The organism is Erwinia aphidicola, from assembly GCF_024169515.1.
GTDB lineage: Bacteria > Pseudomonadota > Gammaproteobacteria > Enterobacterales > Enterobacteriaceae > Erwinia > Erwinia aphidicola.
Genome location: NZ_JAMKCQ010000001.1, coordinates 1,700,276 through 1,726,032, shown reverse-complemented (window position 1 = coordinate 1,726,032; position 25,757 = coordinate 1,700,276). Strand labels below are relative to the sequence as shown.

23 protein-coding genes are annotated in these 25,757 nt (G+C 56.1%); 9 read left to right on the top strand and 14 right to left on the bottom strand.

Going from position 1 to position 25,757, the window contains the following annotated elements; all coding sequences use genetic code 11:
* Nucleotides 1-20 precede the first annotated feature (20 nt).
* Nucleotides 21-1,331: an NAD(P)-dependent benzaldehyde dehydrogenase MdlD gene (gene mdlD, locus J2Y91_RS08000; RefSeq protein ID WP_253537838.1), complete on the bottom strand. Its 1,311-nt coding sequence runs from the start codon at nt 1,329-1,331 to the stop codon at nt 21-23.
* 15 nt (nt 1,332-1,346) lie between these two features.
* Nucleotides 1,347-2,462, bottom strand: a complete 1,116-nt coding sequence (locus J2Y91_RS07995) for an NAD(P)-dependent alcohol dehydrogenase (RefSeq protein WP_253537835.1) — start codon at nt 2,460-2,462, stop codon at nt 1,347-1,349.
* Nucleotides 2,463-2,725: 263 nt separating this feature from the next.
* Between J2Y91_RS07995 and pstS the strand changes: the two genes are divergently transcribed.
* The 6 genes from pstS to J2Y91_RS07965 all read left to right on the top strand — a co-directional run bounded on the left by pstS (nt 2,726) and on the right by J2Y91_RS07965 (nt 8,647).
* A complete protein-coding gene (gene pstS, locus J2Y91_RS07990) occupies nt 2,726-3,766 on the top strand; it encodes a phosphate ABC transporter substrate-binding protein PstS (protein ID WP_048917934.1) in 1,041 nt (346 codons plus the stop codon).
* Between the two features lie 91 nt (nt 3,767-3,857).
* The gene (gene pstC / locus J2Y91_RS07985) at nt 3,858-4,820 is read left to right on the top strand and encodes a phosphate ABC transporter permease PstC (RefSeq protein ID WP_048917933.1); all 963 of its coding nucleotides are present in this window, start codon (nt 3,858-3,860) and stop codon (nt 4,818-4,820) included.
* Nucleotides 4,817-5,704: a phosphate ABC transporter permease PstA gene (gene pstA / locus J2Y91_RS07980; protein ID WP_048917932.1), complete on the top strand. Its 888-nt coding sequence runs from the start codon at nt 4,817-4,819 to the stop codon at nt 5,702-5,704. Before pstC ends, pstA begins: the two co-directional genes overlap by 4 nt.
* A gap of 45 nt (nt 5,705-5,749) precedes the next feature.
* Nucleotides 5,750-6,517: a phosphate ABC transporter ATP-binding protein PstB gene (gene pstB, locus J2Y91_RS07975; RefSeq protein WP_048917931.1), complete on the top strand. Its 768-nt coding sequence runs from the start codon at nt 5,750-5,752 to the stop codon at nt 6,515-6,517.
* Between the two features lie 17 nt (nt 6,518-6,534).
* A complete protein-coding gene (gene phoU, locus J2Y91_RS07970; protein WP_048917930.1) occupies nt 6,535-7,272 on the top strand; it encodes a phosphate signaling complex protein PhoU in 738 nt (245 codons plus the stop codon).
* Between the two features lie 133 nt (nt 7,273-7,405).
* A complete protein-coding gene (locus J2Y91_RS07965) occupies nt 7,406-8,647 on the top strand; it encodes an MFS transporter (RefSeq protein WP_253537832.1) in 1,242 nt (413 codons plus the stop codon).
* A gap of 166 nt (nt 8,648-8,813) precedes the next feature.
* Here the strand turns inward: J2Y91_RS07965 and yieH are convergent, their stop codons facing one another.
* Nucleotides 8,814-9,479 carry a 6-phosphogluconate phosphatase gene (gene yieH / locus J2Y91_RS07960; protein ID WP_253537829.1) on the bottom strand — a complete coding sequence of 222 codons (666 nt, stop codon included), beginning with the start codon at nt 9,477-9,479 and terminating at the stop codon, nt 8,814-8,816.
* Nucleotides 9,480-9,539: 60 nt separating this feature from the next.
* Nucleotides 9,540-10,625 carry a LacI family DNA-binding transcriptional regulator gene (locus tag J2Y91_RS07955; RefSeq protein WP_253537826.1) on the bottom strand — a complete coding sequence of 362 codons (1,086 nt, stop codon included), beginning with the start codon at nt 10,623-10,625 and terminating at the stop codon, nt 9,540-9,542.
* A 189-nt stretch (nt 10,626-10,814) separates the two neighbouring features.
* Here J2Y91_RS07955 and J2Y91_RS07950 point away from each other — a divergent pair, with 189 nt between their 5' ends.
* From J2Y91_RS07950 to J2Y91_RS07940, 3 genes are all read left to right on the top strand, one after another.
* Complete coding sequence (locus J2Y91_RS07950; protein ID WP_253537824.1) at nt 10,815-12,128, top strand: MFS transporter; 1,314 nt, start codon at nt 10,815-10,817, stop codon at nt 12,126-12,128.
* A 6-nt stretch (nt 12,129-12,134) separates the two neighbouring features.
* Nucleotides 12,135-14,501 (top strand): glycoside hydrolase family 31 protein, encoded by a 2,367-nt coding sequence (locus J2Y91_RS07945; RefSeq protein ID WP_253537821.1) that lies wholly within the window; start codon nt 12,135-12,137, stop codon nt 14,499-14,501.
* Nucleotides 14,502-14,824: 323 nt separating this feature from the next.
* Entirely contained in the window at nt 14,825-16,138 is a 1,314-nt protein-coding gene (locus tag J2Y91_RS07940) for an NCS2 family permease (protein ID WP_062818525.1), read from the top strand.
* Between the two features lie 38 nt (nt 16,139-16,176).
* On the opposite strand, the gene J2Y91_RS07935 is transcribed toward J2Y91_RS07940, so the two are convergent.
* The 10 genes from J2Y91_RS07935 to J2Y91_RS07890 form a co-directional block, all read right to left on the bottom strand.
* Complete coding sequence (locus J2Y91_RS07935) at nt 16,177-16,920, bottom strand: 4'-phosphopantetheinyl transferase family protein (RefSeq protein WP_253537818.1); 744 nt, start codon at nt 16,918-16,920, stop codon at nt 16,177-16,179.
* Between the two features lie 198 nt (nt 16,921-17,118).
* Nucleotides 17,119-17,943: a hypothetical protein gene (locus tag J2Y91_RS07930; RefSeq protein ID WP_253537815.1), complete on the bottom strand. Its 825-nt coding sequence runs from the start codon at nt 17,941-17,943 to the stop codon at nt 17,119-17,121.
* A gap of 204 nt (nt 17,944-18,147) precedes the next feature.
* The gene (locus tag J2Y91_RS07925) at nt 18,148-18,903 is read right to left on the bottom strand and encodes a hypothetical protein (RefSeq protein WP_253537812.1); all 756 of its coding nucleotides are present in this window, start codon (nt 18,901-18,903) and stop codon (nt 18,148-18,150) included.
* A 455-nt stretch (nt 18,904-19,358) separates the two neighbouring features.
* Nucleotides 19,359-20,129, bottom strand: a complete 771-nt coding sequence (locus J2Y91_RS07920) for a hypothetical protein (RefSeq protein WP_253537810.1) — start codon at nt 20,127-20,129, stop codon at nt 19,359-19,361.
* A 95-nt stretch (nt 20,130-20,224) separates the two neighbouring features.
* A complete protein-coding gene (locus J2Y91_RS07915) occupies nt 20,225-20,767 on the bottom strand; it encodes a fimbrial protein (RefSeq protein ID WP_253537807.1) in 543 nt (180 codons plus the stop codon).
* A gap of 7 nt (nt 20,768-20,774) precedes the next feature.
* A complete protein-coding gene (locus tag J2Y91_RS07910) occupies nt 20,775-21,272 on the bottom strand; it encodes a fimbrial protein (protein ID WP_253537804.1) in 498 nt (165 codons plus the stop codon).
* On the bottom strand, nt 21,272-21,766 hold the full coding sequence (locus J2Y91_RS07905) for a fimbrial protein (protein ID WP_253537800.1): 495 nt from the start codon (nt 21,764-21,766) through the stop codon (nt 21,272-21,274). The genes J2Y91_RS07910 and J2Y91_RS07905 overlap by 1 nt, the downstream gene beginning before the upstream one ends.
* The gene (locus tag J2Y91_RS07900; RefSeq protein ID WP_253537798.1) at nt 21,759-22,382 is read right to left on the bottom strand and encodes a fimbrial protein; all 624 of its coding nucleotides are present in this window, start codon (nt 22,380-22,382) and stop codon (nt 21,759-21,761) included. Before J2Y91_RS07900 ends, J2Y91_RS07905 begins: the two co-directional genes overlap by 8 nt.
* 36 nt (nt 22,383-22,418) lie before the next feature.
* The gene (locus tag J2Y91_RS07895) at nt 22,419-23,171 is read right to left on the bottom strand and encodes a fimbria/pilus periplasmic chaperone (protein ID WP_253537794.1); all 753 of its coding nucleotides are present in this window, start codon (nt 23,169-23,171) and stop codon (nt 22,419-22,421) included.
* 45 nt (nt 23,172-23,216) lie between these two features.
* A complete protein-coding gene (locus J2Y91_RS07890) occupies nt 23,217-25,736 on the bottom strand; it encodes an outer membrane usher protein (RefSeq protein ID WP_253537791.1) in 2,520 nt (839 codons plus the stop codon).
* Nucleotides 25,737-25,757: the final 21 nt, after the last annotated feature.

Below are 25,757 nucleotides of genomic sequence, written 5' to 3'. Positions count from 1 at the left end.
ACACGCCGGCGGAGTTAAGGTTATTTTCTCACGCGCAGCGACTTCGGATGCGTAAAGGCCTGATAAGAAAACTCGCCATGATAGCAGCCCATCCCTGACGAGCCGACCCCGCCAAACGGCAGGTAGTGCGAAGCCGCGTGCAGCATCAGCGCGTTGATACCGGCATCCCCGGCGGGAATAGCATCAATGAGGGTGCGCGCCCGCTGCAGGCTGCGTGAGAAAACGTACGCCGCCAGCGGTTGGGGATGGTGCTTATTGACGTTTATCGCCACCTCCTGCTCGCTGTCAAAGGTCAGCACCGGAAAGATTGGGCCGAATAGCTCACTCTGCATGGTGCTGTCATCAAATCTGACGTTATCCACGATTGCCGGGGCAAAAAACCGCTGCGCCGGGTCAGACTCACCGCGCCAGATAATCTCCCCCTGGCTGGTGGCGAGGATCTGCTCCAGTCTGGCGTAAGCGGCATGGGAGACTATTTTACCGTTGCTGCCCGCCCGCTGAAAATGTTCGCTCAGCGCGGCGCTGAGCTTTGCCAGCACCACGGCTTTAATGCGCCGATCGATATAAAGGTAATCTGCAGCCACGCAGGTCTGCCCGCTGTTGATCATTTTGCTGGCAAGCAGCTCCTCTACCACGACGTCAGGATCGGCATCATCCAGAATAATCGCCGGGCATTTACCGCCCAGCTCCAGCAGCACCGGGGTGAGGTTTTTCGCCGCAGCGGCCATCACAATTTTCCCCACCTGCGGGCTGCCGGTGAAGAAAATCAGGTTGAACGGCAGGGTGAGCAGGTACGCATTCTCCTCTTTTGCCCCCTGACAGACGTGGATGTAGTCAGAGTCAAAGGTGCTGTTGATGATCTTCTCTATGACGGCAGAGGTGGCTGGCGTGGCCTCCGAGGGTTTAATAATGGCGGTGTTGCCGCCGATAATGGCGCCGATCAGCGGGCAGCAGCTCAGGTAGAGCGGGTAGTTAAACGGCCCGATAATGTAGTTAACCCCGTAGCCCTCACGCGTGATGTAACTTTCGCTGTTGCCGAGCAGGGGCGGGGTCGGCACTTTTTTCTCTATCGACCATTCATCGAGATGCTCGAGTGCGAAGCTGATTTCATTCAGCAGCGGCGCGAGCTCAGCCTGTTCTACTGCGTGATGACTGCGGCCAAGATCGGACCACATCGCCTCGCAGACGGCTTCCTTATGCAACAACAGCGCATGGCGCAGTTTAGTGAGCTGGGCCTTTTTGAACGGGTTATCGCGGGTGATGCCGGATAAAAACACTTTTTTCTGGCTGTGGAAAATATCCAGCAGCCGACCTTGCCATGTTGCGTCCATCGCACAGTCTCCTTTTTAAAGCTGGTAGGTTTTATCAATGATCAGCACCGGCTTGATAGTGACGCCGCTGGCGGAGTCTTCTCTGGCCTGATTGATATCGGCAAAGTCGTAGAACTTCACCAGTTTCTCGTACGGAAACAGGCCGCGCTGGTGCCAGTCAATGAGCTGGGGAATGGCGATTTGCGGAATGGCATCGCCCATCAGTACGCCGATCACCTTCTTGCTGGAGGCCACCAGGCTGCGCATGGGGTTGAAGGTCAGGTCGTGGCGCGTCACGGCAACCGGAGCCAGCGTACCGCCGGTTGCCAGCGCCTCCAGCGCGCTTTTCATCACCTCCGACAGGCCGGTGGTGTCGATCGCATAATTCACCCCAAGGCCCTGCGTATGGCTGGCAATCGTTGCCGCCACGTTTTCTCTGCCGCTGTTGATCGAATCCGTCGCGCCAAGCTCGCGCGCCAGCGCCAGGCGTGAATCATGGATATCAATGGCGATCACTTTCCGGCAGCCGGCAATTTTTGCCGCCATCATCGCGGCCAGCCCGACCGCGCCGGTGCCATAAATCGCCATGGTCGAACCGGGTTGAGGCTTCAGTCCGTTGAGCACCGTGCTTGCCCCGGTCAGCAGGCCACAGCCGAGCGGCGCGACCAGACGCAGATCGGTGCGCTTATCCACCACGATCAGATTGTTGAAGGAAGTGTGGCTGTAGGTAGCGAAAGAGGACTGGAAAAACATATTGGAGACTTTACTGCCGTCAGGCTTAAGGTGGATGGCGCTGCCATCGGCGCGAAATCCTGAGTTATTCATCATCCCCCAGTCGTGGCAGTGAGAGGGATGTCCCTGGCGGCACTGAGCACAGTGGCCGCAGTATGCGTAGGACATCACCACGTGATCGCCGGGCTGAAGGCCTTTGACCGCTTTGCCCACCTCTTCAACGATACCTGCGCCCTCGTGACCGAGCACGCCGGGGAAAAAATGCTGCTCATCACCGACGCGCAGCGCTTCATCAGAGTGGCAGATACCGGAGGCAACGAGTTTCACCCGCACCTCATCTTCGCGTAATGGCGCCAGCTCCAGCGTTTCCAGCTGATAGGGGGCATTGACCTGATTAACCACTGCGGCGGTAATTTTCATGATGTTTATCTCCTGTCCAATGGAGAGTCAAAAATAGCACCGTGAAAAAGCAGCGCAGCGGCATGGAGAGCGATCGCACTTAAAGCGGGTTTTAGCATCAAGGTGCTGATGAATACAGCACGGCAGGATTTCGAAGGTCGTCACAAAAGTGTCATATAACGTACATTTTACTGTCACCAAACTGTCCTATTTTGCCTCCAGCAGCAATCATTAATTAGACAAACACGGCAACTGACCTGACTTTTCAATCCCGTGGAGGGAACATGACACTGATGCACAAAACCCTGGCTAAATTCGTCGCAGTAACCCTTTCTCTGAGCGCTGTTTCTGCCATGGCAGCGACGAATCTGACCGGTGCTGGCGGGACTTTCCCTGCCCCTGTGTATAACAAATGGGCTGCGGAGTACAACAAAGAAACGGGCAGCCAGGTTAACTATCAGGGGATTGGTTCATCCGGCGGCGTGAAGCAGATCATTGCGAAAACCGTCGATTTCGGTGCGTCAGATGCGCCGATGAAAGACGAAGATTTAGCCAAAAATGGCCTGTTCCAGTTTCCGACAGTTATTGGCGGCGTGGTACTGGCGGTTAATATTCCTGGTATCAAATCTGGCCAGCTGACGCTGGACGGCAAAACCGTTGGCGACATCTACCTTGGCACCATCAAAAAGTGGAACGATCCGGCTATCACCAAGCTGAACCCGGGCGTGAAGCTGCCAGACTCCAACATCAACGTGGTGCGCCGCGCTGACGGTTCAGGCACCTCATTCGTCTTCACCAGCTACCTGTCAAAAGTGAACAGCGACTGGAAAGGCAAAATTGGCGCAGGCAGCACCGTTAACTGGCCAGTCGGTCTGGGCGGCAAGGGCAACGACGGCGTGGCCGCGTTTGTTCAGCGTCTGCCAGGCTCAATCGGTTACGTTGAGTATGCCTACGCCAAGCAGAATAGCCTGGCGTACACCAAGCTGATGGATGCCGATGGTAAAGCGGTTGAGCCAAGCGAGCAGAGCTTCAGCGATGCGGCTAAAGGCGCTGACTGGAGCAAATCGTTTGCTCAGGATCTGACTTTCCAGAAGGGCGACAACGCCTGGCCAATCACCTCAACCACTTTCATTCTGGTTCACAAAGAGCAGGCTAACGCTGAGAAAGGCGCAACCGTGCTGAAGTTCTTTGACTGGGCCTACAAAAACGGTGGCAAAACCACGACCAGCCTCGACTACGCCACGCTGCCGGATTCCGTGGTTGAGCAGATCCGTGCTGCCTGGAAAGCCAACGTAAAAGACAGCTCAGGTAAAGCACTGTACTAAGCGAAGTCAGTATTTGTAGGGGCCGGGAACCCCCGGCCTGTACTCCGGGCGGCAGCGATGCCGCCCCGACAATTTCACTATCGAGACTGCTATGGCTGCAACCAAGCCGACATTCAAAGCTCCCGGCAAGCAAGGTGACATCATCTTCGGCGCACTGGTCAAACTGGCTGCGCTGATTGTGCTGTTGCTGCTTGGCGGTATTATCGTTTCCCTGCTGTTCTCCTCATGGCCGAGCATCCAGAAATTTGGTTTCTCCTTCCTGTGGACCAAAGAGTGGGATGCGCCAAACGAACAATTTGGTGCGCTGGTGCCGATTTACGGAACCGTCGTGACCTCGATTATCGCCCTGCTGATCGCTGTCCCGGTCAGTTTCGGCATCGCCCTGTTCCTGACTGAACTGGCACCCGCCTGGCTGCGTCGCCCGTTAGGGGTGGCGATTGAACTGCTGGCGGCGATTCCCAGCATTGTCTACGGCATGTGGGGGCTGTTTATCTTCGCCCCGCTGTTCGCCACTTATTTCCAGCAGCCGGTGGGCGATGTGATGGCGAACATCCCGATCGTCGGTGCGCTGTTCTCCGGTCCGGCATTTGGTATCGGTATCCTGGCCGCCGGAATTATCCTCGCGATCATGATCATTCCTTACATTGCCTCGGTAATGCGTGACGTATTCGAGCAGACGCCGGTGATGATGAAAGAGTCCGCTTATGGCATCGGCTGTACCACCTGGGAAGTGATCTGGCGCGTGGTGCTGCCGTTCACCAAGAACGGGGTGATCGGCGGCGTGATGCTCGGCCTTGGGCGCGCACTGGGTGAAACCATGGCGGTGACCTTTATCATCGGTAACACCTACCAGCTCGACAGCGCGTCGCTGTTTATGCCGGGCAACAGCATTACCTCCGCGCTGGCCAACGAGTTTGCCGAAGCCGAATCCGGCGTGCACACCGCTGCGCTGATGGAGCTGGGCCTGATCCTGTTTGTGATTACCTTTATCGTGCTGGCCTGTTCAAAACTGATGATTATGCGCCTGGCGAAAAGTGAAGGAGCGCGCTCATGACCACCATGGAAATGCAGGCTCGCGCCGAGCTGCTAGCCTCACGCCGCAAAATGCAGGCGTGGCGCCGCATGAAGAACCGCATTGCCCTCACCCTGTCGCTGCTGACCATGGCCTTTGGCCTGTTCTGGCTGGTGTGGATCCTGTTCGCTACGGTGACACGCGGTATCGACGGCATGTCGCTATCGCTGTTTACTGAAAACACCCCACCGCCGAACACGGCGGGTGGCGGGCTGGCTAACGCCCTCGCGGGCAGCGGCCTGCTGATCCTCTGGTCCACGGTGTTTGGCACGCCGCTGGGCATTATGGCGGGTATCTACCTTGCCGAGTACGGGCGTAAATCCTGGCTGGCCGAGATCACCCGTTTTATCAACGATATCCTGCTCTCCGCGCCGTCTATCGTCGTCGGTCTGTTCGTTTACACCATCGTGGTGGCGCAGATGCAGCACTTCTCCGGCTGGGCTGGCGTGGTGGCGCTGGCGCTGTTGCAGATCCCGATTGTGATCCGCACCACCGAGAACATGCTGAAACTGGTGCCGGACAGCCTGCGTGAAGCGGCCTACGCGCTGGGTACCCCGAAATGGAAGATGATTTCGGCAATCACCCTGAAAGCCTCGGTTTCCGGCATCCTCACCGGCGTACTGCTGGCGATTGCCCGTATTGCCGGTGAGACCGCTCCGCTGCTGTTTACCTCACTGTCGAACCAGTTCTGGAGCACCGACATGATGCAGCCGCTGGCGAACCTGCCGGTCACCATCTTTAAGTTCGCCATGAGCCCGTTTGCCGACTGGCAGAGCCTGGCCTGGGCGGGCGTGCTGATTATTACGCTGTGCGTACTGTTACTGAACATCCTGGCCCGCGTGATTTTCGCCAAGAGCAAACATTAATACTGTGCCGCACGGCTTAAGCGGTGCGGACTAAGTGAGATAAAAATGATGAGTAATTCCGCCAAGATGATTCAGGTTCGTGATTTGAACTTCTATTACGGAAAATTCCATGCGCTAAAAAACATCAATCTGGATATCGCGAAAAACCAGGTGACGGCGTTTATCGGTCCGTCAGGCTGCGGTAAATCCACCCTGCTGCGCACCTTTAACAAGATGTTTTCGCTCTACCCTGAGCAGCGTGCTGAAGGCGAAATCCTGCTGGATGGTGAAAACATTCTCACCGCAAACCAGGATATCGCCCTGCTGCGCGCGCGCGTTGGCATGGTGTTTCAGAAGCCAACCCCGTTCCCGATGTCGATCTACGACAACATCGCGTTTGGCGTGCGCCTGTTCGAAAAACTGTCGCGTGCCGATATGGACGAGCGCGTGCAGTGGGCGCTGACTAAAGCCGCGCTGTGGACAGAAACCAAAGACAAGCTGCATCAGAGCGGCTACAGTCTCTCCGGCGGGCAGCAGCAGCGTCTGTGCATTGCGCGCGGCATCGCTATCCGCCCGGAAGTGCTGCTGCTGGATGAGCCATGTTCGGCGCTCGACCCGATCTCGACCGGGCGTATTGAAGAGCTGATTACCGAACTGAAACAGGATTACACCGTGGTGATCGTGACCCACAACATGCAGCAGGCTGCGCGTTGCTCCGACCACACGGCATTTATGTACCTCGGCGAACTGATCGAGTTCAGCGACACGGATACGCTGTTCACCAAGCCGCATCAGAAGCAGACTGAAGATTACATTACCGGCCGTTACGGTTGATTTGACTGGAGAACACAATGGATAGCCTGAACCTGAATAAACACATCTCCGGCCAGTTCAACGCCGAGCTGGAGCACATCCGCACCCAGGTGATGACCATGGGCGGCATGGTTGAACAGCAGCTGACCGACGCGATCACCGCGATGCACAATCAGGACGGTGAGCTGGCGAATAAGGTGATCGAAGGCGATCACAAGGTCAACATGATGGAAGTGGAGATTGATGAAGCCTGCGTGCGCATCATCGCCAAACGTCAGCCGACCGCCAGCGACCTGCGGCTGGTGATGGCGATCATCAAAACCATCTCCGAGCTGGAACGCATTGGTGACGTGGCCGAGAAGATCTGCCGCACCGCGCTGGAAAAATTTACCCAGCAGCATCAGCCGCTGCTGGTGAGCCTGGAGTCGATGGGACACCACACCATTGAGATGCTGCACGACGTGCTGGATGCTTTCGCGCGTATGGACCTGAACGCGGCGATTGAGATCTACCGCGAAGATAAGAAAGTGGACCAGGAGTATGAGGGCATCGTGCGTCAGCTGATGACCTATATGATGGAAGACCCGCGCACCATCCCCAGCGTGCTGACCGCGCTGTTTTGCGCCCGCGCCATCGAGCGTATCGGTGACCGCTGCCAGAACATCTGCGAAATTATCTTCTACTTCGTCAAAGGCCAGGATTTCCGCCACGTGGGGGGCGACCAGCTGGATAAGCTGCTGACCGGCGACGACAGCGGCGAAAACAGTCCGGGCTAAGCAGCCGGAGAAAAATAGAGGCCAGCACGTCTGGCCTTTTTTTTGTCTATGAACTGTGCACCGTTTTTCCTTTGGCTTGTCGCCGCGTTGAAACTTATACTTGCGGCAAAATTCAAACCAGAAGGTTAAAAGCATGTCAGTCTCCCCACCGGACAAGCGCGGCGTCACGCCGGGTAAAGCGATGATCGCCGCCGTCAGCGGCTATGCAATGGACGGCTTCGATCTGCTGATCCTCGGGTTTATGCTGCCGGCGATTAGCGCGGCGCTGGTGCTGACCTCCTCACAGGCGGGTTCACTGGTGACCTGGACGCTGATAGGCGCGGTGCTGGGCGGGATTATCTTCGGCCACCTCAGCGATCGCCTTGGGCGTATTCGCGTGCTGACTTTTACCATTCTGATGTTTTCTCTGTTCACCGGGCTGTGCGCCGTGGCGCAGGGCTACTGGGATCTGCTGGCCTACCGTACTCTGGCGGGAATGGGGCTGGGCGGTGAGTTTGGCATTGGCATGGCGCTGATTGCCGAAGCCTGGCCTGCTAACAAGCGCAATCGCGCCTCGGCGTGGGTTGGCATGGGCTGGCAGCTGGGTGTGCTGCTGGCGGCGTTTATCACCCCTTTCCTGCTGGATATTATCGGCTGGCGCGGCATGTTCCTCGTTGGGCTGCTGCCCGCGCTGGCCTCGTTCGCCATTCGCCGCGGCATGGGTGAGCCGGAAGCCTTCACCCAGCATGTGGATGTCAATCAGGGACTGTCGTTCCCGGCGCGCATCAGGCTGCTGTTTGCCGATGCCGCCACCACCAAAGCCAGTATTGGCATCTTTATTCTCTGCTCGGTGCAGAACTTCGGCTATTACGGCCTGATGATCTGGATGCCAAGCTACCTCTCCACGCAGTTTGGCTTCTCGCTGACCAAATCCGGCCTGTGGACGGCGGTAACCGTGGTCGGCATGACCTTCGGCATCTGGCTGTTTGGCCTGCTGGCGGATCGCTTCGCGCGCTGGAAGATCTTCCTGATTTATCAGGTCGGTGCGGTGGTGATGGTGGTGGTTTATGCGCAGCTGCGTGACCCGACGGTGATGCTGTTTACCGGCGCGCTGATGGGGATGTTCGTCAACGGCATGATTGGCGGCTACGGCGCGCTAATTTCTGATACCTACCCGGTGAAAGTGCGTGCGACCGCGCAGAACGTATTGTTTAACCTCGGCCGTGGCGTGGGGGGCTTTGGTCCGCTGGTGATTGGCCTGCTGGTCAGCCAGTGGTCATTTACCGCCGCCATCACCCTGCTGGCGCTGATCTACCTGCTGGATATCTTCGCCACGCTGTTCCTGCTGCCGAAAAAGCAGGGGCAGGATGAGGATACGCTGGGGGCGATTGGTTGAGAAATTAGCGGATAGGGCACGCAGGCCTGATGACGATGATTTATCTGCCGGCGGTCGCGTAGGGGCCGACCGCTTTTCCTGGTCGGCCGGCCTGTGACCAATGCACTCCGGTCAGCAAGAGGGCGGAGCGAAAAAGAAGGTCCGCCCCGATACCGTTCCCGTTATTTTATCCGCGAGTCAGCTGCCAGCCCCTGGCGCGCCACAGATCGGGCAGCTGGGCCATATCGTCAAATACCGTCACCAGCGGATGATCGAGCGGCGGATTGTGCGCATCCACGCAGTAGTAGAATACCGGGATCCCGGCGGCGATGCCCGCTCTGGCCCCCGCTTCTGAATCATCCACCAGAATGCAGCGCTCAATCGCCACGCCCATCCGTTCGGCCGCGTGGTACATCAGTTCCGGTTCCGGTTTCCAGTGCTGGATATCGTAGCCGCTATAGAGACGGTCACCGAAGAACGGCAGCATTTCCGTCAGGCCGAGCGAGTGCTGCATTTTGGGCACCGTGCCGTTGGACACCACGCACATCGGCACGCCGATCTGTTCCAGCAGCGCTTTTGCCCCGCGGATGGGCTGCAGCTCAAGATCAAACAGCCGCGCAACCTCCTGGCGATAGGCCGGTTCCAGTACCTCGACCGGGGTATCAAGACGGTGCTGCTGGCAGACATCGGCGATAATGTCGTACAGCTTCACGCCTTTGTATTTCTCGAACATCTCCTGCAGCGACAGCTGCGCGCCGAACTTCGCAAAGGTGTTCACATAGGCCTGGGTACAGAGCATTTCACTGTCCACCAGCGTGCCGTCGCAATCAAAAAAAATACACTCCACCGACATACCGCTTCCTTCAATTTTTTGCAGGGCTGAGGTCAGATAGTAGCGTGAATATGGGCTGATCTACGATGTCTGATCGTATAAACCGTGCTTGCCGCTGCTGTAAGCGGGCATGATGCGTGAGGCGCCGAGGCGTTTCACCGAGTCGCGCAGCGCCAGCTTTCCCTGCAGCAGCATGGCGCAGGCCGGCGAGTCAGGCTGCAGGATGCGGCGCTGTAGCAGCTGCAGCGCCTCAAAGCCCAGCTCGTCGCGCGGCACCTGCACCGAGGTTAGCGGCACATCTTCGATCTCCGCCAGGTTAAAGCCGTCGGTGCTCATCACCGAGATCTCCCCCGGCACCGCAATCTGCTGTTTTTGCAGCGCCCTGAGCGCGCCAGCAGCCATATAGTCGCCACCGGCGAGGATGGCGGTGGGCCGTTCGCTGGCGGGCAGCCCACGCAGCCAGGCACCCAGCGCCTGCTCCGCCTCTTCGCTGCCAAAGCCGGCGGTGGTGATCAGATGCTGCTGCTCGTCAAACGCCATATGATGCCGCGCCCAGGCCTGGCGAATACCGCTCAGGCGCAGCTCCATGGTGGCGCGACGCAGGCACTGCAGGTTGAGAATGCGGGTGTGGCCCTGCTCGATCAGGTAGCTGGCGGCGAACTCGCCGATGCGCTGATGATCGGGAGAAACGCTGTCGAGGCGCATCTGGCGATCGCTGCAGTTGATCAGCACGCAGGGTTTATGCAGCTCGGCGGCCAGCTGGTGGATCACGTCATCATCAATACCAATAATCAGCGCCGCTTCGCTTTCCGGCTCGCTCATCTTGCTGAGAAACAGGCTGCGGTCGCTGTCGGTCTCCTCCAGGCCGCAGTAGCGCAGGCGCACTTCATGGCTGGCCAGCGCTGCGGTAATTCCCTGAATCACCTTGTAGTAGAAGATATCGCTGCGCACGTCGAACGCACGCTGCGGGGCAAACACCACAATATTGTTCAGCATCAGCCGCCCGCAGGAGATCGTCTGCAAAATGCCGTTGCTGCGGGCGCAGGCCATCACCTGCTGGCGTGCCGCCGGGCTGGTATTCATCTTGCCCGCCAGCACGCGTGAAACCGTGCTGATCGACAGCCCGGTTTGTCGGGCAATTTCGGCGATTTTCAGCTTTCCGTTCAATCTGTGATCTCCTTCAAATTGCGCCATGAGAATTTTTTCATGGCCGGATAGCCGCACTGTGCCTGAGATTAATCGTGATTAGTGTGAGTCGTGCGCCATTCCATGCAAATCCTTGCAAAAATGCCGGTTTCGCTGAAGTCGTGCGCTGGCTAGTTTCGATTCAGGCACTTTTGTCGCCAGGAGAAATGAATGAGCGTGGAAATCAACCGCACTGCGGTACAAAGCAACCGACGTAAAATTAAGTCCCTGCGCTGGTGGATGCTGGCGCTGTTTTTACTGGGAATTACCGTCAACTATCTGACGCGTAACTCGCTGGGGATCCTGGCGCCGGAGCTGAAAACCAGCCTGAACATGAGCACCGAACAGTACTCCTGGGTGGTGGCGGCGTTCCAGCTGGCCTACACCCTGTTTCAGCCGATCTGCGGCTGGCTGATCGACGTGGTTGGCCTGAAGCTCGGTTTCCTGCTGTGCGCCAGCGTCTGGGCGATTGTCTGCATGCTGCATGCCGGGGCCGGAAGCTGGCTGCATCTGGCTATTTTGCGCTTCTTTATGGGCGGTGCCGAAGCGGCAGCTACCCCGGCGAATGCCAAAGCGATCGGTGACTGGTTCCCGAAAAAAGAGCGCCCGGTTGCGGCGGGCTGGGCGGGCGTCGGCTTCTCCATCGGCGCGATGCTGGCCCCGCCGGTGATCGTGCTGGCGCACGCCACCATGGGCTGGCAGGGTGCTTTTCTGTTCTCGGGCGGACTGGCGCTGGTGTGGGTGCTGCTGTGGTGGCGCTTCTACCACTCGCCGCAGCAGCACCCCAACCTCAGCCAGCAGGAGTACGCGCTGATCCACCAGGATAATGAGCCGATGTTGCCCGCTCTGCCATTCTGGACATCGCTGAAAATCCTCAGTAAAAACCGCAAGTTCTACGGCATCGCGATTCCGGCCTTCCTCGCGGAACCAGCGTGGGCGGTGTTCAGCTTCTGGGTGCCGCTCTACCTCGCGACCGAACGCGGGATGGACCTCAAGCAGATCGCGATGTTCGCCTGGCTGCCGTTCCTCGCCGCCGACCTGGGCAGTGTTGCCAGCGGCTACCTCACCCGCCTGTACCGCAGGTGGTTTGGCTGCACGCTGGTTAACTCGGTGGTCGCCAGCTCGGTCACCGGCGCATTTCTGATGGTGTCGCTGGCGCTGGTGGCGCTGACCAAAGATCCGCTGGTGGCGATCGCGCTGATCTCCGTTGGCGGCTTCGGCCACCAGGTGATCTCCTGCATGCTCAGCGCGCTGGTGGTCGAATCCTTCGATAAAAATCAGATGGCTACGGTCAACGGCCTGCGCGGCAGCTGCGCGTGGGTCGCCAGCTTCCTGTTTACCTTACTGATCGGTGCGATATCCGACACCGTTGGTTTTAACCCACTGTTTGTCGCCATGGGCTTTTTTGACCTGATCGGCGCGCTGTTCCTGATTGCGTTGGTCGCCGAGCGCAGCAGGAAAAAAATCCCCCAGGCTGGAGAATAAGTTTTTATGAAAACCTTAAAAAACTGGACGCTGGCTGGCCAGCATCCTGACCGCATCGAGCTCACGGTGGATGAGCAGCACAGTTTCTGCCTTTACGTGCTGGAGCCGCACCTGTGCCGCGTGCTGATCAAGCAGCATCATGCGCTGCGCCTGGAGCGTAGCTGGAGCATCGCGCCGGATCAGGATGTGCCGTGGCAGGGGCGCGATCGCCTGAGTACGCAAGGCTTCAGCCTGCCGGGCTACCGGCTGGACCATGATGATGACCGGCTGGTGCTGAGCACCGATAAGCTGCGCGTCACCGTACATCAGCCGCTGTGCCTGACGTGGGAATACCGTGATGCAGCGGGCGAGTGGCAGCCGCTGGCCGCCGACCGCCCGACCGGTGCTTATCTGCTGAATGCGCACGGCGACGGCGTGGCGCACTATCAGCGCCGCTTCGCGGATGACCATTACTACGGGCTGGGGGAGAAGTCCGGCGATCTGGAGCGTACCGGCCGCCGCTTTGAGATGCGCAACCTCGACGCGATGGGCTACAACGCCGCCAGCACCGATCCGCTGTATAAACATATCCCGTTTACCATCACCCGGCGCCCCGGCGTCAGCTTCGGGCTGTTTTACGACAACCTCAGCAGCTGCTGGCTGGACCTGGGCAACGAGCTGGATAACTACCATCTGGCCTATCGCCGCTGGCAGGCAGAAGCGGGGGACGTGGATTACTATCTGATGCTCGGGCCGCAGGTGATCGACGTGACCAAAGCCTTTGTGCGCCTGACCGGCAAAACGCTATTCGGGCCAAAATGGAGTCTCGGCTACAGTGGTTCCACCATGCACTACACCGATGCGGATGACGCACAGGAGCAGCTCCAGCAGTTTATTCGCCTGTGCCGCGAGCAGGCGATCCCCTGTGACTCATTCCAGCTGTCATCCGGTTATACCTCGATCAACAACAAGCGCTACGTGTTCAACTGGAACTACGACAAGGTGCCGGAGCCGGAGCAGCTGAGCGCCGCGTTCCACGACGCCGGGCTGAAGCTGGCCGCCAATATCAAGCCCTGCCTGCTGCATGACCATCCGCAGTATCAGCAGGTGGCGCAGCAGGGGCTGTTTATCCGCGATTCGGAAAGCGACAGGCCGGAACGCTCCAGCTTCTGGGACGACGAAGGTTCGCACCTCGACTTCACTAACCCGGCGACCGTGCGCTGGTGGCAGGAGGGCGTCACTACCCAGCTGCTGGCAAAGGGCATCGACGCGACCTGGAACGATAACAACGAATATGAGGTGTGGGACGGCGAAGCGCGCTGTCACGGCTTCGGTCAGCCGATAGCCATCAAGCATATCCGCCCGGTGATGCCGCTGCTGATGATGCGTGCCTCGCTGGAAGCGCAGCAGCGCTTTGCCCCGGATCTGCGCCCGTATCTGATCTCGCGCTCCGGCTGTGCCGGAATGCAGCGCTACGTGCAGACCTGGAGCGGCGATAACCGCACCAGCTGGCAAACCCTGCGCTATAACACGCGCATGGGGCTGGGGATGAGCCTGTCCGGGCTGTATAACATGGGTCACGACGTCGGCGGCTTCTCTGGCGACCGGCCCGATCCCGAGCTGCTGGTGCGCTGGGTGCAAAACGGCGTCATGCATCCGCGCTTTACCATCCACTCGTGGAACGATGACGGCACGGTCAATGAGCCCTGGATGTATCCGCAGGTGACCCCGATGATCCGCGAAGCCATCCAGCTGCGTTACCGGCTGCTGCCCTACTTCTATACCCTGCTGTGGCAGGCCAGCAGCGAAGATGAGCCGATGCTGCGCCCGACCTTCCTCGACCACGAGCATGACGCCAATACCTGGCGTGAAAACGACGACTTTATGATTGGCCGCGATCTGCTGGTAGCCAGCGTGGTGGAACAGGGCCAGCGTCAGCGCGAGGTGTGGCTGCCGGACAACGGTGAAGGTTGGTACTGCTTCTGGAGCGGCGTCTGGTTCGGCGGCGGGCAGACCATTACCCTGAACGCCCCGCTGGAACGCCTGCCGCTGCTGGTGCGCGCCGGTGCCGGTTTACCGCTCTCCTCACGTCTTGCCTATGCCGACAGCGCACAGGACCAGAGCCGGGAGTTAAAACTGTTCCCGCTGCGCGGTGACGGGCAGTCAGAAGGGATGATTTTCGAGGATGATGGCGTCAGCCACGGCTGGCAGCGCGATGATGCCCTGTGGCTGAACTGGCAGATGAAAACCAGTGCGCAGCGCATCGACGTTACCCTCACCACCCGCGGTCAGTTCCGCCCGGCGTGGCGGTCGCTGACGCTGAGCTTACCGGCGGGTGAGCAGCGCGAAATCTGGCTCAACGGCGAGCGCACGCAGCGCTTCGAGCTGGAATGATTTATTCCGGTTAACCGACAGCTTGTGGAATATCCCCCGCGTTTGCGCGGGTAGAGATACCCTAAATAATTCGAGCTGCAGGAAGGCGGCAAATGAGTGAGTCCCGATGAGCTTACGCTGGTAAGTGATTCGGGTGAACGAATGTAGCCAACGCACCTGCAGCTTGAAGTATGACGGGTATAGTCAATTACTGTTAATGGCGGTGATTAGCCGGTGAAAACAGCGCAATCGGTTGCGAAAAAACCCGCCTCCCCGCATCCCAAATGCAAAATTATGGGGTAGGATAGCCACCGACAATTTTTTCTCCGCTCTGGAATCACATAATGACTACTCCCGGCCTGTTACAACGGATTTTTAAACTGCAGGAGCATGGCACCACTGTCCGTACCGAGGTGATTGCCGGTTTCACCACTTTCCTGACGATGGTGTATATCGTTTTCGTTAATCCACAGATTCTGGGCGTTGCCGGGATGGATACCCAGGCGGTATTTGTCACTACCTGCCTGATTGCCGCTTTCGGCAGTATCCTGATGGGCCTGGTGGCTAACCTGCCGGTGGCGCTGGCTCCGGCGATGGGCCTTAATGCCTTCTTTGCCTTTGTGGTGGTGGGCGCGATGGGTATCTCCTGGCAGGTCGGGATGGGGGCCATTTTCTGGGGCGCGGTGGGCCTGCTGCTGCTGACCATCTTCCGCGTGCGTTACTGGATGATTGCCAATATTCCGTTGAGCCTGCGCGTGGGGATCACCGCCGGCATCGGGCTGTTTATCGCGCTGATGGGGCTGAAAAATGCCGGCATTATCGTTGCCAATGAAGCGACCCTGGTAACCGTCGGCAATCTGACCTCGCACAGCGTGCTGCTGGGGGCGCTGGGCTTCTTTATTATTGCCATTCTCGCCTCGCGCAATATTCACGCGGCGGTGCTGGTCTCGATTGTGGTCACCACGGCGATTGGCCTGGCGATTGGCGATGTGAAATTCACCGGGGTGTTCTCAGCCCCCCCGCCGGTGACTTCCGTTCTGGGTCAGGTCAACCTGAAGGACTCGCTCAACGTGGGCATGGCCGGGATCATCTTCTCCTTTATGCTGGTTAACCTGTTTGACTCCTCCGGCACGCTGATTGGCGTGACCGACAAGGCCGGGCTGACCGATGAGAAAGGCAAGTTCCCGCGCATGAAGCAGGCGCTGTACGTAGACAGTATCAGCTCCGTGGCCGGCTCTTTTATCGGCACCTCTTCGGTCACTGCCTACATCGAAAGCTCTTCCGGGGTCTCTGTCGGAGGCCGCACCGGCCTGATGGCGGTGGTGACGGGCGTGCTGTTCCTGCTGGTGATGTTCCTGTCACCGCTGGCGGGCATGGTTCCGGCTTATGCCGCTGCCGGCGCGCTGATTTATGTGGGGGTGTTGATGACCTCCAGCCTGGCCCGCGTGAAGTGGGACGACCTGACCGAAGCGGTACCGGCGTTTGTCACCGCGGCGATGATGCCGTTCAGCTTCTCGATTACCGAAGGGATTGCGCTGGGCTTTATCTCCTACTGCGTGATGAAGCTGGGCACCGGCCGCTGGCGTGAAATCAGCCCGTGCGTGGTGGTGGTGGCGCTGCTGTTCGTGCTGAAAATCGCCTTTATCGACGCGCATTAATCGATTGACGAGGGTGGCAGGCGCTGCCACCCGCTTTATCAGCAGTGAGGCTGGAGTTTTTCCGTCGGCAGACTGGTCAGACGCAGCGTGCTGGTTGCCATATTTTGCGCATAGAGATTAATCTCGCGCAGCGACTCCCAGCCTTTCTCCCCGTCATACTCCCACAGATGCAGCCGATCGGTGCCGGGTGACAGCGCACAGGACCAGACCAGCAGCGGTTCGACGTCGCACAGGGCATGAATATCCGGCCAGCTCGCCGAACGCAGACGCCCGGATGCCGGGTGCAGGCGCAGCGAATCCATCCCCTTTTCCCCTTCTCCCGTCAGCTTAAGAATGCTCTGGCGCAGCGTCCACAGCTGGGTTGAGGCTTCCATGACGTCATTCTGTGCGTTGATCCACGCCTTCTCCCCGGAGGAGAGGCACTCAAAGTGGTGTTCCAGCGTCTGTCGGCTGTGGGCGCGCACGATCTCCATATCCAGCCCGGCGTGGCCACCCTCTTCCGCCAGCAGCACGCCGACCATATTACCGGCGTAGGCGAAGCTGAAATCGGGCAGATCTGGGTTGCTAAAGCAGGGGCGTCCATTACTGTTGATAACCATCTCAGGCAGCGACGGCAGCCCATAAACGCGCAGCAACAGCTCGGCCAGCAGCGTGCGGGCGGCCAGATAGCGGCTGCGGCGTTTCTCACCAAAGCGGGCGGCGCGCTCAACCAGCTGAAGTGGGAGTCGGTGTACCGGGGTTCGGGTCTGGGCGAGTGCCCAACGTGCAAAATGACTTGCCATCTGTCGCTCCGTGAAAATGGTCGGATAATCATCACCTCCTATTGTAAGAATTTTCTTAGCTATTTGCATCACGCAAACGCAATTCGCGACATAAATCAGATTTATGGCAGGCCAGAGACTGACCATACCGGTCAAAGTGGTGTTCAATCCGGGCAGCAAAAATGACAGGGAGCGCAGGCACGTGTGAACAGAAAAAATTCAGTCCCAGGTCGTTTCGAATACCACGGAGGCTTCCTTATATCCTGATGTTGCCCCAGTGTCATCCAGGGCGAAAATCAACGAGAAAGGCTCTTTTTCATACGGTGTCGTATAGAACCGTTGACTGTTTTTACCCTCGTTAAATGCATAAGAGACCAAAGCATCTTTGACTAAAATGTTGCTCACGATTGGGCTTAACAGACGTAACTGGCCTGAGGTGGCACTATTGCACATAACATATCCGCTCAGTTCAATTTTTTTTCCTGATCTTCCCCATTCCACTGTTCCAAAATTTACCGTATCTGGAATATTAACCTGACACTTCGGCGCAGGTCTGGGTATTTTTTCCGTCAGCAGAACATATTGAGATATTGGGGTTGTATTATTATTAGGGCAGGAAATTAATACTTTATCCCTATATGCCCCGTACACACTCTGCCGATGTAATTGTGCTCCGCCAGATAATATGCTGTTTATTTTTTCCGCAGCGTCTTTTTTTGAATAGCAATAAACACCATTTCTCACGTACATGGAGGGTGATATACCGGCGGTAGAATAATCGAAAATAACTTTTCCGGTTCCCTTAGTGGTTTTTATGTCAAAGTCATTTTCATCTACTGTACCGTAAACGACAGGCATTTTTTGAGATATATCTACCCACAAGTTATAGCAGAAAGATTCTTTTGGTAATAATAAAGCAAACAGCAATAGTGTTGATGCGATGCTTCTAGGTTTTAATTTCATTTTTCGACCTTGGTTTTTATTTTTTTCATGGGTGATTAAGGTTTTTCTTATAAATAAACCTGCCAGAACTCGATATTTCATTGAGTTTGGGTTTTCTGATAATATCACTGACTTTATCGAATTCGCTTGGTTAAATTACAAAGCTAACGATAAAAAGCCTATGTACTCAGTGGTGTGCATTCCATAAGAAAGACTTTCCTTCTTTTCAAACTCCGTGATCCTCTAAAGGTGGCTTATTACCAGCTATTATCGCCGTAACTGCACATTAATACCGTGCGGCTATAATTAATACCAGCTGGCTGTCATCACCACGCTAGCCTGTTTGTTACCGGCAGTCTTACCGGTATTTTTAAGAATGAAATTCAGGTCAAAAGATGACATTACCGCTTTCTCAGCGCTGACGTTAGTGGTGGCTTTGCCATTTTCAAAGGCATACTCGACAACGGCATCACCGACCTTAATCTGCTGGTTAATGATATCCTTGCCGCTAAGCGTCAGCGCTACTGAGGTTTTCGCATCGCAGGTTGCACTGCCTTTTAGCGTGCGCAGAATCGCCCCGCCGCCCATCGAGACTTCACCAAAATCTACGGCGCCAGGAATATCGATATTACAGCTGACATAGGGGGTAGGTGGCTCCTGAGGAAAATTTTTAGTATAAGACCACATAGTCATTGAGCCTTTCTCCCTCCGGCAATAAAAACTGAATGTAGAGCTTAATGCGCCTACTGAGCCTAGATACGCGATGCTTCCCTGGCCTGAAAGGAGTTCGTTCACCTTTTTAAGTGCATCTTCCTCTGTTTTGCAGTATTCCTTGCCAACATTGACTCCGAGTGATTTGTCTCCAGGTATAATTAAATATAATTCGTTTATAAGGTTAATGTTAACTAAAGACATCCTTCCTTCTACGTGACCATAAACTCTGTATATTCCATTTTCTTTGCTATAGTGAACGTTAGTAGTGGCACAGGTTGCGAAAGAGAGTATTAAACAAAAAAAGATTAGCATTCTTAAATTATTGATTTTTATCAATACGTTAAACATTTCAGATCCCTACTTTATGCCATGAGTGTAAAGAAAATATTATGCTATTCACAGGGGTATAATCAGCCTCTACCGAGAGTGGCTGGTCATTATCCAACCGGAAGGTCGCTACGTCCTTGCCTATTACAGTCCGGCAGCGGGCAGGGTTGACCGCTAGTAGCCCCTGTAAGAGTAAAAGATACAGCCTGAAATTGTATAATCTTATCGTTGATCAATAATGTATTTTCGCCATTGTTTTTTCCAGTGGAATATCATCTTTTGTTAATGTGCGATATTTTGTTCTTTGTTTTTATCCATTTTCAGCTAAAGTTAAAATCAAGGTAGGATGGGTTGTTTATATGAAGGGGGTAATGTGGAAACAACCATTATCTCTGGATAAAAAATCCACGCAGGTTGATGGCAACCCCGATATCTTCAGCACGCTTTATTGTAAATTTTATAACGGTGGTTGTGCATTAATACCAGCTGGCTGTCATCACCACGCTAGCCTGTTTGTTACCGGCACTCTTTCCGCTGTCTTTAAGGATAAAATCCAGGCTAAATGATGACTTCACGCCTTTTTCGGTACTGACGCTGGTGGTGGCTTTGCCGTTATCAAAGGCATAGCTCACTATCGCGTCACCGACCTTAATCTGCTTGTTATCAGCGGTGCCACTGATAGCCGTTCCGGTGAGTGACAGATTAACCGATGTTTTATAATCACAGGTCAGGCTACCTTCCAGCCTGCGCTGAATTCCGTTAGTACTCATCGGAACTTCTCCAAACTCTACGTTAGTCGGGATGTCTAGTTTGCAGTCGGTCGGGGGGGAAAATTGAGTGTGTACGACATAACTCCACATATCCAAAAATTCTTCCTTTGATTTTTTGCAACGAAATATAAAATAATAGTCAGTAGAAGTACTGTCAGTAAAAGCTGAAGTTACATTAGTTCCTAATCCGGATAACATCTTGTTTAATATTTCAGCGGCTTTTTTCTCATCTGGGCAATATTCAGCAGTATCATTCCGGAGGATTTTATTTCTGGACATATACATGAAAAAACCTATAGTTTTCCACCCGGATTCTTTTTTAAAAGTCGGGTTTTCTACATGACCGTAGATTCTGTAATTGCCGTTTACTTCACCATAACGAATTTCGCCGATGGCGCTGAATGGAGATGCAAGCATTAATAAAAAAACTGTTTTTTTGAAAAGTGTTTTTTTTGATTTTTTTATGGAGTTTTTCATTTATTATTTTGATATCTATTGGGTTTTTATTTAGTTTGATTGGCAAATAAAATTACCGTCCAACAGCACGATCTTTTCAAAGCCGATTTAGTCCTTTAGCGATAATCCAGCCGGAACGTTGCCACAGCGCTAAATTCCCCGCGCGCAATGGTATGTGCCTTAATCGCCTGCGGCTCGCCCTGGATCCAGGCGGCAAACTTCAGCGTCATATCGCCCTTTTCCAGCGTGACCTCTTTGCTGCCGCTGTTAAGCGCAATCGCTTTTCCCCCGGCATCTTCAATACCGACAGCAATACCGCTGTTAGTCTGCTGTACCGCCAGCAGCCCCGGTAATACGCTGCTCTCATTCCCGCTGAAGGAAACGTTGAGCTGCTTTCCAATACTGAGATCGCACCCCTGCAGATGTAGCTGAAAAGCCTGTGACGGGCTACGGCCGTTAATATAGAGGTATTTATCGACAATTCCGCCGAAGTCCACGCGAATATTCTCGTCGCCGGGCCGCAGTGCGCAGGGTTCAGCCACCAGCGTGCCGGAAAGATGAACGTTATCACCATAGGGTATGGCGCTGGATGGCGGTGAAACCATGCAGAGAGTGAAACATACTGCCAGCGTGGGCGACTTCAGGTGTTTTATCGGCATAATTTTCCTATTGATAGTCGGCCATCAGGGTAGCGACGGCGTCGAACGGGCCCTCTTGCAGCGTCACGTCGCTCTGTTTGACCAGCACTGCCTCCAGCGCGGGTAGCGCTGTCGGGGTGACCTTGATCGGCTGATTAATCACCATCGGGCTGCCGTTCTGCAGAATGCGGATCCCCAGCCCTTTCACGCTGGTCTGCAGCGCGGCTTTGCTGGCATCAAAGTTGGCAATTTCCCCTCGCATCGTCAGGTTCAGGCCCGTCCCGGCTGGCTTATCGTTGTTGCAGGTGATGCGGTAGTTAAGCGGCTGACGGTAGTGCACGCCATCAACCTGCGTTATGCCGACGTTATCGCCAAAATTAACCTCTATCCGGCCGCTCTCGGGTGAAGTGACCTTACAGGAAGGCGTCAGAAGCAGCGTCCCGGTAAACGAGACGGTGGCGACACCGGCGCTGGCCTCGATGGCTGGCAGGACCAATGCCAGCGCTAGCAGTATGCTATGTTTCATTATTGATACTCCACGCGCAGCGTAGCGCTGGCGCTGAAGGTACCGCCGGTCAGCACCTTTTTATTGCTAATCACAGGTGCTGCGCGCAGCTCAGGTACATCCGGCCAGTTAAAGTTAAGCCAGCTGTTAAGCGGTAATAGCTGGCCATTTCTAAAGAATTTTATCGCCAGCCCCTCGTGGTTAGTCTGCAGATAGTTTGCAATGGCCTTATCTGGCGTGCCCTGGAACTGCAGCCGCAGCTGATTTTTTCTCTGGCCGCTGCAGGAGAGGTCAATGTTTACCGCACGACCGAATTGAATGCCGTCAAGGTCATCTGCAATTAACTCACCAAAATCCACCTCAATCGCCTTGCCATCGTTAATGGTGCAGGGGGGCGGATTCAGCACGGTCATGGATATCGTGATGGTGCTTTGCGCGGTACCGGCGACCGCAAGCGAAACCCAGCCCGCCGACAGCACCATCGGCAGCCAGCGTAGGGCATTACGGCTAGTCATAAATCATCCTGAAATCAAGGTTGGCGTTCCAGCCACCTGCACGCAGTGGCGCAGGCGTGCGCACCGGCGTGACGGTGTAGGTTAACGTGTTTCGGCCGGGTGAGAGAAAGAGCGGCGCGGCGCGCTGGTTAAGCGGCAGAGGCTCTCCCTGGCTGTCGGCCAGCGCCAGCGCCAGCCCGCTGGTGCCGTTTATTTTCAGATAATCGGGCATATCGTCATCGCGGGTACCATAAAACCAGACTGACACTGCGGGTTGCATTGTGCTCCAGCTGACATTGCCGCTTTTGCTGTCGCGTAATGATGTTGGGCCACGCCCGCAGTCCTCCAGCTTCAGCTGAAAGCTCACCGGCGCAGCGCGGTCCCCCGGCCGCCGCAGCGAGGCAGTATCGGTATTGCCGAGCCATACCACCTGGTGCAGGCTGGTCATCTCCAGCCGGCAGGCGCTTTCGGTTAGTGAGCCGGAGAGGGTCAGGCTACCTTCACCGAAGGTGACGGGGCGATGTTCCCCGGCCAGCGCAGCAGCCGCGAACAGCCCACAGGTGCAGATCAGCACGCCTGCAATACCGTTTTTTCCCGTTGACCGTCGCGGTTCGCCCGCTAATTCCTTCTGCTTCATATCGTTGTCATTCCCTGGCTGGATTATCTTTAATACTCAGTCTGTCAGGCCCTGGCTATTGCCTGGCACGACCTGACACTGATTGCCGGAACAGCTAAAGCTGAGCGACGGGCGGCCACCGTAGTCATCGATATATTTCAACACCGGGCTGGTGCCGAGCTGGGCTGCGGTAACGTTCAGCTCGCCGCTGGTTTTGGGGGCCACCATCAGTGGCTGAAAATCTGCCAGCGGGGTTCCCTGCTTGCTGGCACCCCCGTCGATCAGCGTGATGTAGTAGCCTGTGGGATTATTAACCAGATAGCGGTCGCCCTTACGCGTCAGCGTCAGCTGCTCCTGCGGGGGTGCGCTATTTTGCGCAATGTAGAGCGCCGCAGGGCGGTATAACAGCTTGATACGGGTTTGAAGGGCAATCTGTAACGTATTGGCCTTATCACTCTTAGGCGGGATCTCGCGCAGGTTGAAGTAGTAAAGCGTCTCACGATCCTGCGCCAGCGCGTTGGCTGCCGGCAGCGCCTGCACTTTCACCTGGCTTTTTTTCCCCGGCTCCACGCGCTGCAAGGGCGGCAGCGCCGTCAGCGGCGAGTTGATTTTGTTACCCTTCTCATCTTCAATCCACGTCTGGGCCAGATAGGGCAGCTGGGTATTCTGATTACTGATGCTGAGACTGGCTGACTTTGCCTTGCCGTCAAAAATAACCCGGGTGCGGTCGAGTGAAATGGCGGCAGAAGCCTGCTGTGTCGCCAGCGTGGTGCTCAGCAGTAAAAAAGGAATAATTTTATTTGAAAACATGTGGTTACCTTAAAATTCATCAAGTTGATAATTGACTATCCGTTTTCAGCTGCGCGCGTCAGAGACTTCACACGGCAGCAGTAGAGAATGACTGATCATATCTGCGGGTAGCGGCGTGGGCAGGCGCACTTCACACTGCGCTTTATCGTCCCACTCTACGCTCATGATTTCGCCGGCCCGGATGCCGCTCAGGTAGAGAGTGCCATCATCGTTAACCAGCCCGGTTACCTGCTTACGCGAGTTGATCACTTTGGCACCAAACGGTGGCGTGCTGCCGTCTGCCAGCTTGATGATCGCCATCGCTTTCGCACCGGAAATGACATTAAACCGACGGTAGCCAATCGCCCCTTCGGTCAGCGTGGCCTGCACCACTGAGGTCAGGGCCTCCGCATCATCGCCAAGCTTGTCAAGGTCGATGCGGGCGCTGTTGCGATAGTAGTTGCTAACATCGGCAATCACCGCTTTACCAAAGTAGTTGGTATGGAGGTTGCTGCCGTAGCCCTTCACGGGTACATTCGGCACGCCGTCGGTATCCACTAACAGTCGGGTACCGCCGTTGGTATTGTTACGATGCAGGGCCCCGCCCTCCGCAGTCAGCGTCATGCCACCCTGAGCATTCAATCCCAGCGAGCGGTAATGCCCCTGGTCATAGCTGGCGTTGGCGCTGACGCGGGCGATATCACCGTCATGGTTGTAGTAGCCGCTCACCCTGCCGCCGCTGCGGCTGTTACCGGCGCTGAGCGAGTAGTTATCACTGGCGTTGATGCGATCGTTCCACGTCAGGCTATTGCTGCGCTCTTTTCCTGCCGCTGACATGCTGTAGCCAATGCTGCCGCGATCTCCCCACGGGATAGAGAGGGAGAGATACATACCATCGTCATTACGCTGGTCGACGCGGTTACGGTAGGCGGAAAGTGATACGCTGGCTGAGCGGATCTTCCACCAGTCGAAGTAGCGCGACAGCATCAGGCTGTAGCGGTCATTGGTCGGCCGGTTCCAGTAAGTCTGATGCGTGTAGGTCATGTACGTTGACAGACCGACATCGCGGAACTGTTTATTGAAGGTCACGGTATACATCTGCTTACTTTTACCCATGCGGCTGCTATCTTCTTTGGCATCCAGATACTCTGACATGCTCATAAAGTTCTCCTGCGAGAAGCGATAGCCGGCGAAGGTAATCTGACTGTCGTAGCTCTCAAAACTTTTCGCATAGCTCACCCGGTATGAGCCGCCGCTCAGGGTGTTATCCTCACTCGACAAACGCGCGCGCGACTGGGTGGCATCCAGCGAGATGGCGCCCAGCGCCAGCAGGTCACGGCCAATACCGATGGAGAGTGCCTGATACTTATCACCGCCGATAGCGCCGCCGTACATTGACCAGCCGTTGCTGATCCCCCAGGTCAATTCACCGGCGCTGAACAGCGCGCCATTGGTGCGGTGCTTCCAGTCTGAGGGTTTCCCCGATGAGACCTTAAAGCGAATGGTGCCCGGGCGGGTCAGATAGGGAATACTGGCGGTATTAATGGTAAAGGTCTGCACGCTGCCGTCCTGCTCTTCAACGCGCACGTCCAGCTGGCCGGTGACCGCATCGCTCAGATCCTGAATACGGAACGGGCCTGCGGCGACCTGAGTTTCATACAGTACTCGCCCCTGCTGGCTGACGGTCACTTTGGCATCGGTTCTGGCGATACCCGTCACTTCCGGCGCGTAGCCGCGCAGATTAGGCGGCAGCATGCTGTCATCCGATGTCAGGCTGGCGCCGGTAAAACGGAAGCTGTCGAAGATGGAGGAGTCGAGATAGTTCTCACCGATCATCAGTTTGGCGCCAAGCCAGCTCAGTGCACGCCAGGCGTAGAAGCGGCTCCAGTCAAACTCGCGGCTGGTCTGCGCGTGCTCACCGCTCTGGCGTTCTGCCCGGCCCTGCCAGTCAGCACGCAGCCGCCATGCACCCAGGTTTACACCTGCGGTACCGTTACCGCTGAGGTTAAGCCTGTCGCCGCTGTTATGGCTGCGCTGCTGCTGGGCATTCAGGCTGTAGTCGAGCAAAATCCCAGGGATGCCGTTGTCCCAGCGGGAAGGCGGGTCCCAGTCGTCGGCGGTATATTCCAGCCAGGCCTGCGGGATAGTGATATAGAGCGAGGAAGTGGAGAGATCGCCACGGGCCTGCAGCCCTTTAAGGCTACTTATGTCGAGGCACTTCCCCTGCTGATGCCATTTCAGAGCGGCTAACGGCTGCGGCTTGAGGCCGAATTGCTTAACCAGGTCGGGGGTAAGGCAGGCTACGCTCGATTTTGCATCGTTTTCATCGGCCATAAAGGTGACAGTGCGCTCGGAGAGCTCGGTTTTGTTAATACGCACCGTCAGGCTGTAATCACCGGGCATAATATATCCCTGACGTGAAAACTGGCTCAGGTCAACATGCTTACGGTCGTTAACATCCAGCACATCCATATTGAACTGGATATCGTCAGAGGAAAAAACCCGCCCGGAATGACCCAGCGTCAGAACAATTAAGGCTGATAGTAATTTTAGATTGAACAGCTTCCGTGCTGCGTAGTGTTTCATGGTTAATCCGCTTTTCCGTTA